At 29.1% G+C, this 17,936-nt stretch carries 21 protein-coding genes and 2 tRNA genes; 6 read left to right on the top strand and 17 right to left on the bottom strand.

The features are described 5' to 3' along the window. Positions 1–34: 34 nt before the first annotated feature. Together AC1RP9_RS01535 and efp are read right to left on the bottom strand one after the other, a co-directional pair. Entirely contained in the window at positions 35–340 is a 306-nt protein-coding gene (locus tag AC1RP9_RS01535; RefSeq protein ID WP_481822625.1) for an MMB_0454 family protein, read from the bottom strand. Beyond that, positions 340–903, bottom strand: coding sequence for an elongation factor P (efp, locus tag AC1RP9_RS01530; protein WP_481822624.1), 564 nt, complete (start codon positions 901–903; stop codon positions 340–342). Before efp ends, AC1RP9_RS01535 begins: the two co-directional genes overlap by 1 nt. Positions 904–1,101: 198 nt before the next feature. Here efp and AC1RP9_RS01525 point away from each other — a divergent pair. The 3 genes from AC1RP9_RS01525 to AC1RP9_RS01515 all read left to right on the top strand — a co-directional run bounded on the left by AC1RP9_RS01525 (position 1,102) and on the right by AC1RP9_RS01515 (position 1,704). Next, a tRNA-Leu gene (locus tag AC1RP9_RS01525) sits at positions 1,102–1,188 on the top strand. 5 nt (positions 1,189–1,193) lie between these two features. Continuing rightward, positions 1,194–1,269 (top strand) — tRNA-Lys (locus tag AC1RP9_RS01520). 81 nt (positions 1,270–1,350) lie between these two features. Continuing rightward, positions 1,351–1,704 (top strand): hypothetical protein, encoded by a 354-nt coding sequence (locus AC1RP9_RS01515; RefSeq protein WP_481822623.1) that lies wholly within the window; start codon positions 1,351–1,353, stop codon positions 1,702–1,704. Here AC1RP9_RS01515 and thiI read toward each other — a convergent pair. The 15 genes from thiI to AC1RP9_RS01440 form a co-directional block, all read right to left on the bottom strand. Then, entirely contained in the window at positions 1,691–2,836 is a 1,146-nt protein-coding gene (thiI, locus tag AC1RP9_RS01510) for a tRNA uracil 4-sulfurtransferase ThiI (RefSeq protein WP_481822622.1), read from the bottom strand. The two genes, AC1RP9_RS01515 and thiI, sit on opposite strands and share 14 nt — an antisense overlap. A 14-nt stretch (positions 2,837–2,850) precedes the next feature. Continuing rightward, positions 2,851–4,398 (bottom strand): hypothetical protein, encoded by a 1,548-nt coding sequence (locus AC1RP9_RS01505; protein WP_481822621.1) that lies wholly within the window; start codon positions 4,396–4,398, stop codon positions 2,851–2,853. Positions 4,399–4,401: 3 nt separating this feature from the next. Continuing rightward, complete coding sequence (locus AC1RP9_RS01500; RefSeq protein ID WP_481822620.1) at positions 4,402–5,244, bottom strand: HAD family hydrolase; 843 nt, start codon at positions 5,242–5,244, stop codon at positions 4,402–4,404. Between the two features lie 77 nt (positions 5,245–5,321). Then, the gene (locus AC1RP9_RS01495; protein WP_481822619.1) at positions 5,322–5,708 is read right to left on the bottom strand and encodes a hypothetical protein; all 387 of its coding nucleotides are present in this window, start codon (positions 5,706–5,708) and stop codon (positions 5,322–5,324) included. After that, positions 5,689–6,192 (bottom strand): DUF4231 domain-containing protein, encoded by a 504-nt coding sequence (locus AC1RP9_RS01490; protein ID WP_481822618.1) that lies wholly within the window; start codon positions 6,190–6,192, stop codon positions 5,689–5,691. Before AC1RP9_RS01490 ends, AC1RP9_RS01495 begins: the two co-directional genes overlap by 20 nt. Next, entirely contained in the window at positions 6,192–6,653 is a 462-nt protein-coding gene (locus AC1RP9_RS01485) for a hypothetical protein (RefSeq protein ID WP_481822617.1), read from the bottom strand. The genes AC1RP9_RS01490 and AC1RP9_RS01485 overlap by 1 nt, the downstream gene beginning before the upstream one ends. A 47-nt stretch (positions 6,654–6,700) precedes the next feature. After that, positions 6,701–7,123, bottom strand: coding sequence for an ATP synthase F1 subunit epsilon (gene atpC, locus AC1RP9_RS01480; RefSeq protein WP_481822616.1), 423 nt, complete (start codon positions 7,121–7,123; stop codon positions 6,701–6,703). Then, positions 7,113–8,519, bottom strand: coding sequence for a F0F1 ATP synthase subunit beta (gene atpD, locus AC1RP9_RS01475; RefSeq protein ID WP_481822615.1), 1,407 nt, complete (start codon positions 8,517–8,519; stop codon positions 7,113–7,115). Before atpD ends, atpC begins: the two co-directional genes overlap by 11 nt. A gap of 14 nt (positions 8,520–8,533) precedes the next feature. Then, the gene (gene atpG, locus AC1RP9_RS01470) at positions 8,534–9,391 is read right to left on the bottom strand and encodes an ATP synthase F1 subunit gamma (protein WP_481822614.1); all 858 of its coding nucleotides are present in this window, start codon (positions 9,389–9,391) and stop codon (positions 8,534–8,536) included. 9 nt (positions 9,392–9,400) lie between these two features. Further along, positions 9,401–10,972: a F0F1 ATP synthase subunit alpha gene (atpA, locus tag AC1RP9_RS01465; protein ID WP_481822613.1), complete on the bottom strand. Its 1,572-nt coding sequence runs from the start codon at positions 10,970–10,972 to the stop codon at positions 9,401–9,403. After that, entirely contained in the window at positions 10,972–11,526 is a 555-nt protein-coding gene (atpH, locus tag AC1RP9_RS01460; protein ID WP_481822612.1) for an ATP synthase F1 subunit delta, read from the bottom strand. Before atpH ends, atpA begins: the two co-directional genes overlap by 1 nt. Then, positions 11,526–12,110 (bottom strand): F0F1 ATP synthase subunit B family protein, encoded by a 585-nt coding sequence (locus tag AC1RP9_RS01455; protein ID WP_481822611.1) that lies wholly within the window; start codon positions 12,108–12,110, stop codon positions 11,526–11,528. The genes atpH and AC1RP9_RS01455 overlap by 1 nt, the downstream gene beginning before the upstream one ends. A gap of 15 nt (positions 12,111–12,125) precedes the next feature. Further along, complete coding sequence (gene atpE, locus AC1RP9_RS01450) at positions 12,126–12,503, bottom strand: ATP synthase F0 subunit C (protein ID WP_481822610.1); 378 nt, start codon at positions 12,501–12,503, stop codon at positions 12,126–12,128. Positions 12,504–12,518: 15 nt separating this feature from the next. Continuing rightward, the gene (locus tag AC1RP9_RS01445; protein ID WP_481822609.1) at positions 12,519–13,286 is read right to left on the bottom strand and encodes a F0F1 ATP synthase subunit A; all 768 of its coding nucleotides are present in this window, start codon (positions 13,284–13,286) and stop codon (positions 12,519–12,521) included. Then, positions 13,279–13,728: a hypothetical protein gene (locus AC1RP9_RS01440; RefSeq protein WP_481822608.1), complete on the bottom strand. Its 450-nt coding sequence runs from the start codon at positions 13,726–13,728 to the stop codon at positions 13,279–13,281. The genes AC1RP9_RS01445 and AC1RP9_RS01440 overlap by 8 nt, the downstream gene beginning before the upstream one ends. Positions 13,729–13,894: 166 nt before the next feature. On the opposite strand from AC1RP9_RS01440, the gene AC1RP9_RS01435 reads away from it, so the two are divergent. From AC1RP9_RS01435 to AC1RP9_RS01425, 3 genes are all read left to right on the top strand, one after another. Next, the gene (locus AC1RP9_RS01435; RefSeq protein ID WP_481822607.1) at positions 13,895–15,211 is read left to right on the top strand and encodes a glucose-6-phosphate isomerase; all 1,317 of its coding nucleotides are present in this window, start codon (positions 13,895–13,897) and stop codon (positions 15,209–15,211) included. A 945-nt stretch (positions 15,212–16,156) separates the two neighbouring features. Continuing rightward, complete coding sequence (locus AC1RP9_RS01430) at positions 16,157–17,209, top strand: hypothetical protein (protein ID WP_481822606.1); 1,053 nt, start codon at positions 16,157–16,159, stop codon at positions 17,207–17,209. Further along, on the top strand, positions 17,202–17,921 hold the full coding sequence (locus AC1RP9_RS01425; RefSeq protein WP_481822605.1) for a pseudouridine synthase: 720 nt from the start codon (positions 17,202–17,204) through the stop codon (positions 17,919–17,921). The genes AC1RP9_RS01430 and AC1RP9_RS01425 overlap by 8 nt, the downstream gene beginning before the upstream one ends. Positions 17,922–17,936 lie beyond the last annotated feature (15 nt).

The raw sequence follows: 17,936 nt of genomic DNA, 5'->3' as shown, positions 1-17,936 counted from the left end.
GGGTGTATATCATACTTTATAGATGCTATTTTCGCTATAAATTGTTAAGAGAAATTTGAATGTTTCGAGGTTTTTTATCTATGAGTAATTTTACTGAATGTTCGATTAAATTAGTAATTTCTTCGACACAAGAATATAAATTATTAGAAGCCTTTTTAGTTACCTGTAGATCTAAATAAATGTCTACATTCGAATGTTGCTCATCAATGTTTAATTTAGGAGTTTTAAGCAATTTAAAATGTTTAAATTCACTAAAAACATTATTAATTGCATCTAAAATAGCACTCTCTTTAACTATATATTCTTGTTGGTGATTGTAAAACACATTAATTCAATTCATTATTTATTAGCTTTTCCTACGTATTTTCCAGTTTCAGTTGATACGGTGATAATATCATTTTCCTTAATAAACATTGGAGTGTCAAGTTCAAATCCTGTTTCTAAAACTACTTTCTTTTGTGGGTTAGTGGTAGTATTTCCTTTGACTGCATCAGGTGCTTCAACAACCTTAATATCCACATTTATTGGGAGTTCAATGTCAAGTACTTCATCTTGGAATTTACGAATTTGAACTTCACTATTTTCAATTAAAAAGTTTAATTCTCATTCAACATTTTTCACTGGAATTTCAACTTGTTCATAAGTTTCATTATCCATTAAAATAATATTGCTTCCGTCTGAATATAAATAGTTCATTTTACGTTTATCGATATGAGCACGTTTAACTTTATCACCACCAGTATAAGTTTTGATAGTAATTGACCCGCTTCTAAGATTCTTTACTTTAGCTTTTACATTGGCTTGTCCACGTCCTTGTTTTGAATGTTGAGCTTCTAGCACAACGTAAATTTCACTTTCATCTTGAAAAGTGATTCCTGGTTTAAATTCGTTTACGTTAATCATAATTTTCCTCTGTTATTTTTCATCTTTTATAAGAATTATTAATCTAATTATAATATAAAAGATATGTAAAAATTTAATTTTAATTTTTGCTCTAGTGGTATAATATTAATACACTTTACTGAGTTAAATAAAAAACATTTAAAAAATGCTTAATTTATTTAAAAAAGTGTATAATTGAAAAGCTACCAATACGAATAGGCCCAGGTGGCGGAATAGGTAGACGCAAGGGACTTAAAATCCCTCGGTCGAAAGACTGTGCTGGTTCAAGTCCAGTCCTGGGCACCAAACCTGCGTCCTTAGCTCAGCAGGTAGAGCAAATGGCTTTTAACCATTGGGTCAGAGGTTCGAATCCTCTAGGACGTACCATTTCAAAAGTGACCATTAAAAGCACCTTATAAAGGTGCTTTTTTCAATTTATTTTGGTAAAATATATACACTATGAAACCTTTGAAACAAATTCTATTAAAAACAAAAGAATTTATTAATAGGTTAAAATCCTTAGACCAAACTGCCGATGATGCAGATTTTATCGATAAAAAAGTTAATTTAGGAATTCAAAACGAAAATACTCTTACTAAAGAACTTAAGCACATTGAAGAAGAAAGTACTCAAGATAATTTAGATAAAGCTCAAGAAATAATCCAAAAGGTAGGAAACTTTAGCGATAAAGATATTAAAATTCACTTTAAAGAAAGATTGGGTTATGCACTCGGGGTGCTCTCTATTTTAGTTATTTTAGCTACACTAGTTACCTTAATCACTCTTCTTGCACTTGGGTTTTTTGGTTCTACTCGTATTTAGGTAATATTTTTAAAGTTTCAATTCCGTGCTCAATTAGCTCTTGTTCGAGCTGATTGAACATTTTTAATTCACCTTCTAATTGACTTGCGATTTGAATTGTTGGACGAGTTACTGGAGCTTTAGGAGCAAATAATTCGCAGGTTTCATTTGCTTTAATAATTGAAATATTATGAGTGTGAATTTGTTTAGATAAATCAATAATTTGATTTTTATCATATGTAATCAATGGTCTTAAAATCACTTTTTGAGTCACTGAACTAATCACGTTTAATGATTCAAGCGTTTGCGAAGCAACTTGACCTAAATTTTCACCATTGGAAATGCACAAAAGTTTTTTATTCATTGCAATTTGGTCAGCAATGCGATAAAAACTACGACGCATTAAATTGATTTTGTATGCTTCTTTAGAAACTAGAGAAATATAATTCATTAATTTCGAATAATCAGCAAAATGCAAGATACTTGAGCCTTGATATCTCGATAAAACACTAACCAAGTTCAAAATTTTATCTCGAGTTTTTTCATCAGTTTGTGGTGGAGTTAGAAAAGATAAAAATTCTAATTCTACCCCCCGTTTCATCATTAAATAAGCAGCAACCGGAGAATCAAACCCTCCGCTAATTAAATGTAAACCTTTCCCACTGCTCCCTGTTGGTAATCCACCCAGTCCAGCAAAATATTCACTAAAAATATAAGTTTCTTTGCTCCGAACTTCCACATAAATTGTTTGGTCTGGTGAATGTACATTCACTTTTAAATTAGTGTTTTTAAGAACATAAGAACCTAATAAATGGTTAATTTGATCTGAATTGTATTCAAACTGTTTGTAATTTCGACGAGCAGCTATTTTAAAAGTTTGGGTAAATGGTTTAATTAAAGATAATGCAATTTCTCTAAATTTTTGTACATTATTTTCTACAACTATAACTGGTGAATAAGAACTAATTCCAAAAACATATTCAAGTTTCTTCATTGATTCAAGTGAATAATCTAAATACATGCGATCAAACTCTACTCTTGGTTTTTGTCCGGTAATTTTGTGGATATTAGCACTTAATTGGTCTGTAAATTGTTTACGATTTTTCTTTTTAAGAACTAACTCCCCATAACGAATTAAAATTTTACTAAACATAAGGATCCTCCTTTTTATTTAAGAATTTGTTGTAACAATTTAAACGATTCTTTATATTGATGCTTTTGTTTTAAAAAGATAATCTGATGCTTTAACTCTTCATTAATTTGCAAAACGTTTTTATCACTTTGATTAATAAAGTCATAGGTTAAATCGAAAAAATACTCATATTGCTCATTAATTGCAATTTCTTCAACAAAATAACTAATCAATTCAATTCATCTATTTCAAACCTTTTCTACTTTAACAAAAGGGTGGTCAACAGTAAAATAATGTTCATAAATGTTCTTAAGTTGTTGAAGATTTTCTTGATATTCAGTGGCAAATAAATATTTATTTTGCATGATTTCAAAATATAAATTTAAGCTTGTATTAATTTCTTGTTCAAAATTATTTTCTAATATTTGTTCATAAGCTTTCTTAAATTCTATATTAATTATTTTTTCATTAATCGCTCAAAGAACTCTGACTACATGAATTCCTAAATCTATAAAATCATCAAATTCTTTTTGCTCTAATTTTTGTAAATTTATACTTGTTGATTTTAAATCTTTTTTAAGAATTTCATCATTTATATTAAGTTGATAAAAATTCTTTTCAACCTGAAAATGTAGATTTTGGACTTGCTCATACACTACGCTTTTTAAAAAATACAATGTTTTGGTTTTAAAATTATCAATCTCTAGTTCATGAAAATATCTATAAAAATTAATAATTTCTGTTTTAATCGCATCCACTTGGTATTGTGTGAATTTTTGTTGAACTTTATAAAAATATTTTTTCCTTGATGGAAAAATTTTGCTATTTCAATTATTGGGATCTTGAATTTTTTGTTCTTTGAAGAGTGTTGGTAAATCATGAAATAGTGAAAATTCGATAATTTTACAATTGTTTAAATATTCAAATAAATTTTCTAAATCTATCAGTAAATTTGAAATTGAGTTTCCCACATTTTCAAATTTAGCTTGATTATTTCATTGATTATCGATAAAACTAATTCTTTGGCTATATTGATCAATTTGAACTTTTATAAAGTCATAAGTATTTTTAAATATAAATTTATTTTTATTAAGATATTCTCTAGCTATAGATAATTTGTTTAAAATATCAGTGATATCTCCGTCATAATTATTTCAATTTGAGTTAACTTTTTGGATAATTTTTAGTGAGCTTGCTGTAGATTGAAGAAAAACACTTAAAGCTTGTTGAAATTGTTTAAACACTTTTTTAGCTGTAATAAGTTTTTTTAGCTTGATTAATTGATATATTTGATCATAGATTTTATCAATGTTTTCTTTTTGAATATTCACAACTTGTTCAAGTTCTAATAAAGATTGATAGCTCTGTTTATAGTTAGTATTTTGCTCTTTTAATGCTCGAAATCTCTTTAGCGAATTAAAGAAATTATTCTGCTCTCTGGACACAGTTAAATAATTATTTTCAAGCTTACTTACAAATCTTTTAATCGCTAAATTTGTAATTAAAAGTCCTAAAAGAATAAAAAAAACTAATATTGCTATTGCAATAATAGATAAATAAATAGTTTGTTGTGTTGTTAGCATTAATTATTTTTTTCCTTTTTGTGACACTAATCTTTTCAATTCAAAATCACTACGGTATAAATAATCATCAATAGCTTCAGCTAATCCATCTTGACTAACGTCTGAGGTATAAAATTTAGCACTTTTTTTAGTTAACGAGTCAGCATTATCCATTGCATATGAATAATTAGATACCTCTAACATGGAAATATCATTTGGAGAATCTCCAATACTCATGGCATCTTTAATATCCATGTTTAATACATTTTCGCAAACTCATTTCATTCCACTAGCCTTTGAAATTCCTTTTTTAGTAATTTCAATGTGAGTATTTAAGTTGATAATATTAAGATTAATATCTCTAGTTTGAGCAATTTTATAAAATCTTTCAACATCTTCAGGTTCACCGTATACCTCAATTTTATGGATATCTTCAACAATTTCTCCGTGGGTTTTAAAATCTTTGTATTCAGTAAAATCAACTAAAAAATCAAATCACTTTTTAGGCATATTTTTTACATAGTATTGATCAGTTCCGAAGTAATAAAGCATTGCGTTGATTTCTTCAGCAATTTGTCAGATTTTTTTCACTTCTTCAAGAGGCATTTTTTCGATAAAAATGGTCTTTTTATTTACATTATCAAAAACTAGAGCACCATTAGAAGAAACAATGTAGGGTGCATGAGTTTTATCTGCTAAAGTTTGAATTTTTTTGTATGGAGGATTCCCAGTATTTAAAATAAATGGAACTCCTTTCTCTTTTAATTCAATAATTTTATCTAGGGTAGTTTGAGTTAATTGTTTATCAGGGAACGAGTAAATTGTTCCGTCAACATCACTAAAAATGGCTCACTTATTCTTTGTCATAATATTGTTATATATTATAAACAATTATTTCAATCCCAAAATTGTAAAATAAAAAGAGATTTTTGGTTATCTCTTTTTTAAAGAGTATTGAACATATTATCAATTTCTTCGCGAGTAATTGGTTCGTTTGAGCTCATTTTAGCAAGAATTTGGGTTTTAATTTGAATATTATTACTGATTGAATCTTTTTGATCTTTAATACTTAAAAAAGTTTGTACTGAAGTTAAAAAAGCAATGACTACCGAAATGCATGATAATAAAATGAAATAAATCATGGTCTTTTCTGGGAAAGGATTATATCTTAAAGCAAATAAGTTTAAGATAATCGAAACAGCGGTGATAAAAATTAAAACAACATTTAAAATAACAAAAATATAATAGCTTTTTAAATATTTTTTATTGGCATTTTTAATAATGTCATCACATAATTCATGCTCATTGATTTTATTTTCTTTTTTGTTCATGTTTAACCTCTTTGTTAATTAACGATTCACGGTCATATTTGTCTTTTTTAGCTAAAAAACAGATTCGTTTATAAAATAAATATTCTCTTTCTTTGGTTGATAATTCTTTATAAAAAGAAACCTTATCTAAATATAATAAGTATTCAAGTTGAAGTTTTTGACGAATTGATTTTTGTTTTTTGTAATAATCATTAATTACAAAAAATGATAATAATCCCGAAATTAGTGAAATTACGGCATTAATAATGCTAGTGAGTAAAATATAATTAGCTCCTTTGGTTAAATTTGGAAACATTACTTTGTATGGATTGATTCCACTTTGATATTGATCATTAACTGAAGCAATGAAAATAACTCCAATTATCCCAATATAAAACACCAAGGTTATCGAAATAATATTAAGTGTATAGTAGAAAAAACCTGAAATAAGGAGTTTTAGATAATTTTCTCTCCTTATCTTTTCATGAATTTGAGTTACATTCATTATTTTGCTCCTGTCAGTTGTTTGGTGACTATATTTTTAACAATGATTTTTTCTTTTTTGTTCAATTTTTGGATTAATGCCTGTAAATAATTAATAAATTCTTCTTTGGTGATGACCTTGTATTTGTATTTAACGCTAAGATCAATAGCTGTTTGTTTGACTTTTTTATAACGTTTAAAATGACCATTAACCTTGTAAATAGCAATCACTAAAGTAAGTATAAACGAGGCAATAATGAATACTACTAGCGAAATTAGAATGTAAAATGAAGTTGTATCAGTGATTTTTTGAGTTTTAGATTGCAAACTAATAATTACTAAAGCTGTGATTGCTAATCCTAAAAACGATAAATTTAAAAGTAAAATTAAACCACTAAAAAGCTTGTCAAGTAATAAAACTAACTTAAGCTTTTTAGCATCTGAATTAATTTTGGATTTAATAGCTATTAAAAATTTACTCATATTTTTATATTATCAAAAAAAGTGATAAAAAATAACTAGCGAACTAGTTATTTGTGATATTGATTATAAATATCAATCCGATTAATTGCTTTTTTAAGTTTAACCTCAAATTTTTGAGTATCAGCTGAGGATGCTTGTTTAGCTTTTTGAATCGCCGCTTCATAAACAGCAAGATCTTTTTTGGCTCGTTCAAGATCAATATCATCAGCTTTAATAATATCGTCGGTAATAATATTAACTTTTTCTTTATCAGCATAAATTAAACCACTACCAATATAGCAATTAATTGAATTAGGATTATTTGAATATCCAATGGTTAATTTCCCAGTTTCAATACTTGAGAAAATAGGAGTAATATTAGGCATAATACCAATATAACCGTCAGCGATTTTTAAGGTCACAATTTCAGTTTCACCACTAAAGAAAATTTTATTAGGAGTAGTGATTGTTAAATAAGTTTTATTGGCCATTATTTAATCTTTTTTCATTTCTTTGGATTACATCATCAATGCTTCCGGCATATCTGAACAATTCTTCGGGATATTCGTCAAATTTTCCTGCTAAAATAAGTTTAAAACTACGAATGGTTTCCTTTAACGGAACATATTGTCCCTTAATTCCTGAGAATTTTTCAGCAACAGTAAATGGTTGTGATAAAAAGTTTCTAATTCTCCGAGCACGAGCGACAATTTTCTTATCTTCTTCAGAAAGTTCTCCCATCCCAAGGATGGCAATAATATCTTGGAGCTCTTTAAAACGTTGAAGAATATTAACCACTTCTTGAGCCACTTGATAATGCTCAATCCCCACAATTAATGGGTCAAGGAGTCTAGAAGAAGATTCGAGCGGATCAATAGCTGGATAAATCCCAAGCGAAGCAATTCCACGATCAAGCACAGTTTTAGCATCCAGGTGAGTAAAGGTGGTTGCTGGGGCTGGGTCAGTTAAATCATCAGCAGGAACATAAACAGCTTGCACAGAAGTAATTGACCCTCTTCTTGTTGAAGTGATTCGTTCTTGCAATTGTCCCATTTCAGTTGAAAGAGTTGGTTGATACCCAACAGCTGAGGGCATTCTTCCTAAAAGTGCAGAAACCTCTGAACCAGCTTGAGTAAATCTAAAAATGTTATCAATAAATAAAAGCACATCTTGATTTTGAACATCTCTAAAGTATTCAGCCATAGTTAACCCAGTTAAAGCTACACGCATTCTAGCTCCTGGAGGTTCATTCATTTGTCCAAAAACTAGAGCTGTTTTATCCAAAACACCAGCTGCTTTCATTTCGTAGTATAAGTCATTTCCTTCACGAGTACGTTCACCAACTCCAGCAAATACTGAAAGTCCATTATGCTCAGTAGCAATGTTATTAATTAACTCTTGCACAAGCACAGTTTTTCCAACTCCAGCTCCACCAAAGAGTCCAATTTTTCCACCTTTTGCATATGGAATTAACAAGTCAATGACCTTAATTCCTGTTTCTAGAATTTCGCTTGAGTTTTTTTGCTCTTCATATGAAGGAGCTGGAGCATGAATTGGAGAACGCTCTACATCTTTACTAATTTCTTGATCATCGATTGGATTTCCTAAAACGTCAAACATTCTTCCTAAAACATCATTCCCAACAGGAACGGAAATAGCATTCCCAGTATCAAGTACTTCCATTCCTCGTTGAAGACCATTGGTCGAAACCATTGAAATGGTTCTAACAGTATCATCACCAATATGTTGTGCGACTTCTAAAGTGAATAATTGATGTTCTTTTTCCACAATTAAAGCATTTAAAAGTTTTGGGAGTTTACCATTTGTAAAACGTACATCGACAACTGGCCCTAAAATCTGTACAATAACACCTTTGTTTTTTGACATGATTTCTCCTTTAATTAATTTTGAGTTGCATCTGCTCCAGAGACAATCTCGGTAATTTCTTGAGTAATTAAACTTTGACGTTTTCTATTAAATTCTAATCCTAATTCTTTAATTAGTTCATTAGCGTTTTCAGTAGCATTTTCCATGGCATTGCGTCTTGAGGCCATTTCTGAAATTTTGGAAATATTTCCAAATGAATAAATCATACTACTAATAAAAAGTGGAATTGAATTTTTTAAAATGGTTTCAGCATTTGGATAAAATTCAACATTTGCTGTGATTGAAGATTTATCTCCTTGGACAATAAACGGGAATAATTGAACAGTTTTTGCTTCTTGAATAATATTATTGACAAAATCAGTGTAAATGATGTTAATTGTTTTGATTTTTCCGGCAAAAAATAATTCAAGTGCATCCTTACTAATCGAATCAGCAAGAGCGTAATTAAAATTATCTCCATAAGCAAAGTATTTTTGCACAATGTTTTTACTTTTAACCAAAGAATGTGTGTATAAGTAAGCTTTAGCTCCAACAAAAATAACTAAATCTTCGCTGGTTAAATGCTGATTAATTTGAGTGTAAATATTTGAATTATACGAACCACAAAGTCCTAAATCTGATGAAATAATGATGAATAAGTTTTTTGAACTCTCGTTTTGAAAAGGAAAGATTTCATTTAATTCCTTGAGTGAAACATTCTTCATGAGCTCATTAAATGTGTCTTCAAGTAAATTTTTATAATTTCTAATATTTTCTAAATCTTTTTTTGATTTTTGTAATTTTGCAGTTGCTACTAATTGCATTGCTTTAGTAATTTTTTTAGTATTACCAACAACTGAAATACGATTTTTAAGTGCGTTTAAATTTGACATAATGCACCTTTAGTTTAAAAATTTACTTGGAATTGGTTTGTACATTTTAGCATCATAATTTGGAATGGTTTTAATAATATCTTTCACAACCTTGACTAAAGCTTTAGTGATAATTTCATAGTTTTCTGATGAAATGACTGTTGAGTCAACTATTTCTTTATAAGTAATGTTTAACAGTTTATTATTTTCAATTTCTTTAAGCACTAAATCACGGTATTCGTGAATTTTGTTTTTAGGAAGTGGGTTGATAATGCGTTCTTTGACTCCAACTAAAATAATTGCCTGAGCAGCTTGAGAAATTGGATGATATTGCTCTTGTTTGAGCAATTCATAAACTTTAGCTCCATGGTCTAAAATAGTTTTTGTTGAATCATCTAGATCTGAACCAAATTGAGCAAATGCAAGCATTTCATTATATTGAGCTAATTCTAATTTGAGTGAACCAACCACGCTTTTCATAGCTTTAGTTTGAGCTGCTGAACCTACCCGAGAAACACTAAAACCTACATCTACTGCAGGTCTTTGACCTGAATTAAACAATGCTTCACGAGTGAAAATTTGTCCATCAGTAATCGAAATAACATTGGTTGGAATGTAAGCTGAAATATCGCCTTGTTGGGTTTCAATAATTGGAAGAGCAGTAATCGAACCACCACCATAATGCATATTTAAACGAGCAGCACGTTCGAGTAATTGTGAGTGTAAGTAGAATACATCCCCTGGATACGCTTCACGTCCTGGAGGTCTTCTAAGTAAAAGAGATAAAGTACGATATGCTGTAGCGTGTTTTGATAAATCATCATAAACAATGAGCACATCTTTTCCTTTTGACATTCATTCTTCAGCAATGGTCACTCCTGTATATGGAGCAATATATTGTTGTGGTGCTAATTCACTCGCTCCAGCAACAACAATGGTAGTGTATTGAAGAGCTTCTGAATCAGAAAGCTTTTTCACAATTTGTGCTACTGTAGAGTTTTTTTGTCCAATTGCTACATACACACAATACACATCTTTTCCTTTTTGATTGATAATGGTATCTATTGCAATAGCAGTTTTTCCAGTTTGACGATCACCAATAATAAGTTCTCTTTGTCCTTTTCCAATTGGAATCATTGAATCAATTGCGATAATCCCGGTTTCAAGTGGTTGATTAACTTCTTTTCGAGACATAACTCCACTAGCGACTTTGAAAATTTCTCTGGTTTTGCTTACTTTAATTTCGCCTTTACCATCAATTGGTTGCCCAAGTGCATTAACCACTCTACCTAGTAATTCATCTCCTACTTCCACGGAAATAACTTTATTTGTACGCCGAACTACATCACCTTCAGAAACTGAGTTAGCTTCCCCAAATAAAGCAATTCCCACTACTTCTTCTTCAAGGTTTAAAGCTAATCCGTAAACTCCATTTTCAAAAACCACAATTTCTGAGTTCATCACTTTTTCAATTCCAGAAACCAGAGCAATTCCATCACCAATTGACACAACTTTCCCAATTTCAGATTGATCAATTTTCAAATCATAATTTTTAATACGATCTTTAATAATCACTGAGATATCATCAAGTTTAATAGCCATTATTTATCTCCTTTAGATTTTTTGTTAGTTATAGCTCCAAGTAGTTCATTTAAATCGTTTTGGTAATTACTTTGAATAATTTTGCTATCAAAAACAATTTTAAATCCTGAAATTAGTAAAGGATCTACAACATGTTTGATTTCAAAAGTTTTCTTATATTGGTTTTGTAATTTAGCTTTAATTCTTGCTAAATGATTACTAGAAATTGGTTTAGCTGTAATTACTTTGACAAATGAAATGTTTAGTGCTTGGTTAGATAATTTTAAATAATGAGTAATGATTTTTTTTAATCTACCAGTGCTTTTTCGTTCGATAATCACTTTAACACTATTAACAATTAATTGATCAAAATCAACCAGAATTTGATCAATTAATTCAATCTTATCTGATTTTTCGATTAAATCATTGTTTAAAAAAGGAATTAGCTCTGAATTGCTTTTGATAATAGCGAGTAATTGATTCATTTGTTGGTGAATTAATTCAAGTTTATTTGATTCTTTGACTAATTCGAAAATAGCAATTACATATCCTTTAACACTAGATTTATCGAGCATTATTCAAACCCTTTAAGATTGTCATCTTGTAAAAATGCTTCAATAATTTCTTCTTGGGTAGATTGAGAAATTTCTTTTTGCAAAATTTTTTCAGCTAATTGTTTGGCAGTTTGAGCCACAATTTCACGGGAATTTTGTTCGAATTCTTGTTGTTGCTTTGTAATATCTAAATGTGCTTCTTCGATTAATTGTTTAGAATCGTTTTTAGCTTTAGCAATGTAATTAAGCACAATTTGCTCAGCTTTTAATTTAGCTCGATTAATGATAACTTCAGCTTGCTTATTTGAATTTTCTAAATTCTCATTGGCTTGATTGAGTTTTGCAATCATATCTTCTTTAAATTTAATCGATTCATCAATATTGCTTTGGATAAATTCTTTTCGTTTTTTAAGCATTTGTTGCAATGGTTTACGTAAAAAGACATAGATAATGATTGAAATTGCAATAAATGCAATAATTGTTGCAATCATTAATGGAATACTTGGAAAGATTGCTTCAAATTTCTCTGCAATTCCTTGTTGAAGTGAAGTAGATTGATCAAATGAATTATTTTCAGCTAACAATTTAACTGCGTTTTGAATCATTGTGGATCCTTAAAATTATCTTCTTCCAAGGAAGAAGATTAAAAATGAAATAACTAAACAATAAATAGCAGCTGACTCTGTAATCCCAGCAGAAATAATAAACATTTTACGAACTTTAGATTCAGATTCTGGGTTTCTTGAAATGGCTTCAATGGTTTTCCCTCCAGCGAATCCTTGGCCAATAGCTGAACCAAATGCACCAATCATAGCAATCCCTGCACCTACAGCGACAAGACCAGCTTCAATTGAACCAAATCCAGAACTTTGGACATTTTGAGCTACATTGGTTGCAGTTTCTTTTGCAGTTTCAGTTGCTCCTGCAGTGGCATTATTAACTGCATTTGTAACAGCTCCGGTTGCTTCTTGTAAAAGTTTTGTAATGTTTGATAACATAATTTCTCCTAATAATTAATAAATTGCCTTTAATTTTTGGCTAACTTTAACACGTTTAAAACTATTTGTTTTATTTTTTACTGGTTGTGAAGCTTGTTCTTCCCCAACCTCGTTTGTTCAATAACTTAATGTTAAGATTGTGAACACGTACGTTTGGATTAATCCATCGAAAATATCAAAGTAAAAGTGAAAGACTGGAGTAATCACTGGGGCGATGAAATATCATTGGTGCCCACTTAAATTTGGTAATAATTCTCATAAATATCCAAACAATGAATAGAGTAAGAATAAGACCACTCCACCGCCAATTAAGTTTCCGTATAAACGAAATCCTAGCGAAATTAGTGGAGCAATAGCTCCAATTGCTTCAAAAGGATTAAGATATTTTTTTAAGTATCTGAGTTTTTGATAAATAAATCCAACCACAAAAATTCCTAATCATGTTGCAATACATAATGTAAGTGGAATTGAGTATGAAGTTGAAATTGGCTCTAGACCAAACAACGAAAGAAGGTTTCCAACTAAAAGCATTGTAAATAAAGTTACTATATAATGTCTAGCTCTAGGCATTTTATCTTCAATGCTTTCATCAATCATTTGGTCTAAGCTTGCTAAGTACATTTCTGTAATTAGTGCTGCACCTTTAGGAGCTTGATTAGGTTTTACTTTTTTAATTGATTTATATGCAACAATTGAAAAGATTAGCACAATTAAAACAGTAATAATAAGCGATAATAATTGAGGTTGATTTCAATTTCATAGTTTATCAGCGATATTATTCATTTCACCTCCTTATCAAATATTTTTCTATTATGTTCTCTAAAGTGTATATTGGAATAATAATCGAAGTTCCGATTAATAATGCAATAATATTGATCGGATTATTAACATATGCTCACTTAGAGATTGGTTTAGCTTGATTTTTCAAAACATAAATACCGTTAATTTGAATACTTAAATAAATAATTAATCCAATAATAAAAAAAAAGATAAAGTTTTTAAGTATGATCAATCTAATCGCATCTTGTCTTTTTGATCTAAAACTAAGCAAAAGCGAAATAATAGTATTTATTTTAGTTGATAAATAAGCAATTAAAGAACCAATAGCAAACCCAAAGAAACTTCCAATGTGTCAATAAGCTACAATAGCTAGAATTGTTCAGATTGGAAATAAAAAAAATAAAAAAGCCACATCCACAGTGTTTTTTCTAATAAACTGCTTCAAATGCGCCTCCTGTTGTTTGCTTATAAGATTTTATACCTTTTTGAGTTCTATTTTGAAAATTTTTTACATTTTTAAAAACAAGCTATTTTCACTAATCGTGCGACTTAAAGATTAGCAACTGTAATATAATTATAATAAATATAACCAAACCTGAAAGAAGGATTAAATGAGCTTAAAATATTTAAAATTAAATACTCACCATGCTTTAAAAAACGCTTTGAGTGAGTTAAGTTATTTACAAGCAAAAGTTTCGCAAATTCATCATGATGTTTTAAATAAAACTGTTGCTGAAAAAGATTGGTTGGGTTGGTATGATTTACCGCATAATTATGACCAAAAAGAAATGGAATTAATGCACCAAAAGGCTGAACAATGAGAAAAAGAAGGAGTTCAAGTAGTTGTAGTAATTGGAATTGGAGGTTCATATTTAGGTGCTAAAACTGGATATGATTTCATTTACGGACCTTATTCACTCAAAAAACCACGAATGGAACTGCTATTTGCTGGAAACGACCTTTCAGCGAGTGCATTAGTGTCTAAACTTAATTATGTTAGAGATAAAAAATTCGCAATTAATATCATTTCTAAATCCGGAACTACCCTAGAACCTTCAGTGGCTTTTAGAGAGTTTCGTATGTTGCTTGAATTGCAAATGAAGCAACAAAATCTCCCAATTGAGCAAGCAGCTAATTTTATTGTTGCTACTACTGATAAGGACAAGGGATTGCTTAATGAACTTGCAACTCAAAAAGGATACACCAAACTTATTGTTCCAGATGATGTGGGTGGACGTTTTTCAGTTCTCACTGCTGTTGGACTTTTTCCATTTATTTGTGCCGGGATTAATGTGCGTGAAATTCTTGAAGGAGCAGCAATTACCAACCAAGAATTAAGTAGTGACTTAATAAGTAAAAATCCAGCTTATTTATATGCTGCATTAAGATATTATTTACACGTAAAACAAAAATATATTGTTGAATTAATGGTTGCATATGAACCTAAAATGAAATATTTTGCTGAATGGTGGAAACAATTATTTGGTGAAAGCGAAGGAAAAGATGGTAAAGGTTTATGACCTTCTTCAGCACTATATTCAACTGATTTACACTCACTGGGACAAATGGTGCAAGATGGAAATAAAATCTTATTTGAAACGGTTTTATCAGTTGAACACCCTCACCAAAATATCACCTTGCAGCAAGATTATAACGATCCTGATAAACTTGGATATTTAAACGGAAAAGATTTACATAATGTGAACAATACTGTACTTAGTGCCACAATTAACGCACATAAAAATGTAGGAAACGTTCCAAATATTCATTTCACTATTAAAGATTTTAGCGAACAAACTTTAGGAGCTTTATTTATCTTTTTTGAACGAGCTGTCACCATGAGCGCTTATTTACTTGGAGTAAATCCATTTAATCAACCTGGTGTTGAAGTATACAAGAAAAACATGTTTGACTTACTCAAAAAATAATCCTAAATCAGAACTTGTTGTTCTGATTTTTAATTCCAATAATGAGTATTTAAATCAAAAATTATAAAAATAATCTAATTTAACAAATTATCCAAGAACCTATAATCTCAAAAAATGAGCTTATTTTTTGTAAAAGTTAAAAAATTTATATTTTTTAACTAAACAAGTGTTTTAACTCTCTTAACGAGAAACTTTTATATAATTTTAATGACAATAAAACTATGGTTGTCACTATCTTTTTTATTAATTTGTTCTATTTTAACAATTATTACTTTTATGTTTTCATTACTCCTTTTTTAATTTTCTAAAGAGTGTTATCTCTTTCATTTGATTTTAAAATTATTTTAAGTGCACGGTTCATCAAAGTTGATGTAATATTCTCCTTTCTTATTGATAAATTATAGATTATAGGATACCTCCTTCTTTTCTAAGTCCAAAATTTCGTATCAAATAGGTCCCCTGATCGTTTTTGGATCCTTTCTTAGGGTTTTTAGAGTATAAATTTTGTTTATTTCATTTTTTTAATTTCCTTTATATATTTATTGAATAGTTCATAAAATTTAATAATAAGTTAAAAAACATTCTCAAGCGTTCCCGGTCTCAAATTCTGTCTCGTTGAAATCCTTTCGTGGTATTAAAAGTATTATTTCGTACAATTCTCAAAAAATCAATCGTTATTTTAGCTCGTTCGCGTCTCATAAGGTTGAAAAGTAAAAAAGTTAAAGATTACAAGTTAATAAAAGTTAGTTAATTATTATCAAAATCGATTAACAAACAAAATATAAAGATTTAGTATAACTTAAATTTGAATATTTTCTGCTTATATGCAAATTTAAGATGATAAAATCAAATATATTTTTAGATAGGTTTAAAACACGTCTTAGGTACCAAGACGTGTTTTCTTTTTTCTTTTCAAAATTAAGATATCAATTAAAATAATATATTATGAAAAAATTATTCAAACACTTGATTATTCCATCTTCTTTGTTAAATAGTGCATTTTTAGCTATTTCTTGTGCTTCACAAGATAAGCAAGCTGAATTTGAACAAACTAATAAAATTGTGGAAATTTTAAAGGCAACTCCATTAAAAAATCAAGAACCAAAAGTAGAATTTTTAAAGCAAGGTGATACTTTAAAAGATTACACTTCAGAAGCTTTAGATTGTATGGGTAAACTAATCGGTGTGGAAATTAATAATCCAAGTCAAGGAATTACTTTAACATCTAGCGTTGCTGAAGTAATTCAAAATCCTGGTTCAGGGGTTGCTGATGTCAAGGTGCTTTGAAAAGTTAAAAATTCCAATCTATCAGCCAGTTATTCGACAACTTATCGTATGCGTGGATTTAAACCTATCCCTTTAAATCACATTCATTATGTTAAAACAAAAGAAAAAATTCCATGTCAGACCTGTCTGTTTAAATATAATGGTCAAATTACAATTAATCTTGAAGCAGTTTTAAAAACTCAAAACTTTTCAACACAATTAGTGCAATTAAACTCACAAAATATCACTCAAACAATTACCAAATTACAAGATCAATTTAAGTATAATGATAACCTTGAAACATTTATTAAAAGTAATTTTTATGAAGCAAATCAAGAATTAATTAAAGATAATGATTTTGTAAATAATAGTACAATCTCACAAGGTCAATTAGACCTAAAAATTCTTACAATGGTAGGAAGAATGCTTTATAATGCGATTCAAAATAGCACAAATGCAGCTCCGGTTTTAACTTCAGGATTTAAATTTATTAATCAATATCTAGATGAATTTAACATTGATTCACCAACTGATAAAGAACTTTTATATGCTCTATACATTAAGTTTTGAGCTAACTATGATTTAGAAATTAATTTTGGTCAATTTAGTGATAAACTCAAACAAATTTGAGTTTTAAATGAATCAATTAATTTATTTAAATTTATAAATAATACTGAGCAAGCACAAAAATTGCAAGAAAAATTAAATCAAATATTAGGAACTAATGAATAGGATTGAAAAAATCATTTCTCAAAACACTAATTACTCACGATCGCAAATTAAAAAGTTAATTACTCAAGCAAAAGTCCTTGTGAATAACCAAGTTGCAAAAATTGGTCAAAAGATTTCAATAAACGACCAAATTTGTATCAATAATCAACCTTTAAATGTAATTAAAGATATTTACATTATGTTAAACAAACCTTCTGGTTACTTGTGTGCTAATGTTGATGAGCATGAAAAAGTAATTTTAGATTTAATTGATGATCAGTTTCCTAAAAAAGAACTCAAAATTTGAGGACGTTTAGATAAAGATACACAAGGATTAATTATTTTATCTAATAATGGAGAGCTTGGTCATAAACTTTTAACCCCTAAAAACCACGTTGAAAAAACTTATTACGTTCAATTAAACACTTCATTAAAAGATATAAATCCTAAGATATTTGAACAAGGTGTTCAAATATCAAAAGATGTTTGAGTTACGGGCAAACTTTCTAAGATTAGTGAAAATACTTGTTTTCTAACAATATACCAAGGTAAGTTTCATCAAGTCAAACTAATGTTTAAAGCAATTGGAAAACAAGTTGTTTCCTTAAAGCGAGTTTCATTTGGTAGACTGAAATTAGATCCAAAGCTTAAAACTGGGGAATATCGATTATTAACTCCAAATGAAATTGATTTACTTAAGAATGCTAATAAATCAATAAAACTTAGAGAATAACTTGTCAAAAGGTTA

The organism is Mycoplasma sp. 3686h (assembly GCF_056781225.1).
Note: the sequence above shows the minus strand (reverse complement) of the source record. Positions and strands in the feature narration are given on the sequence as shown.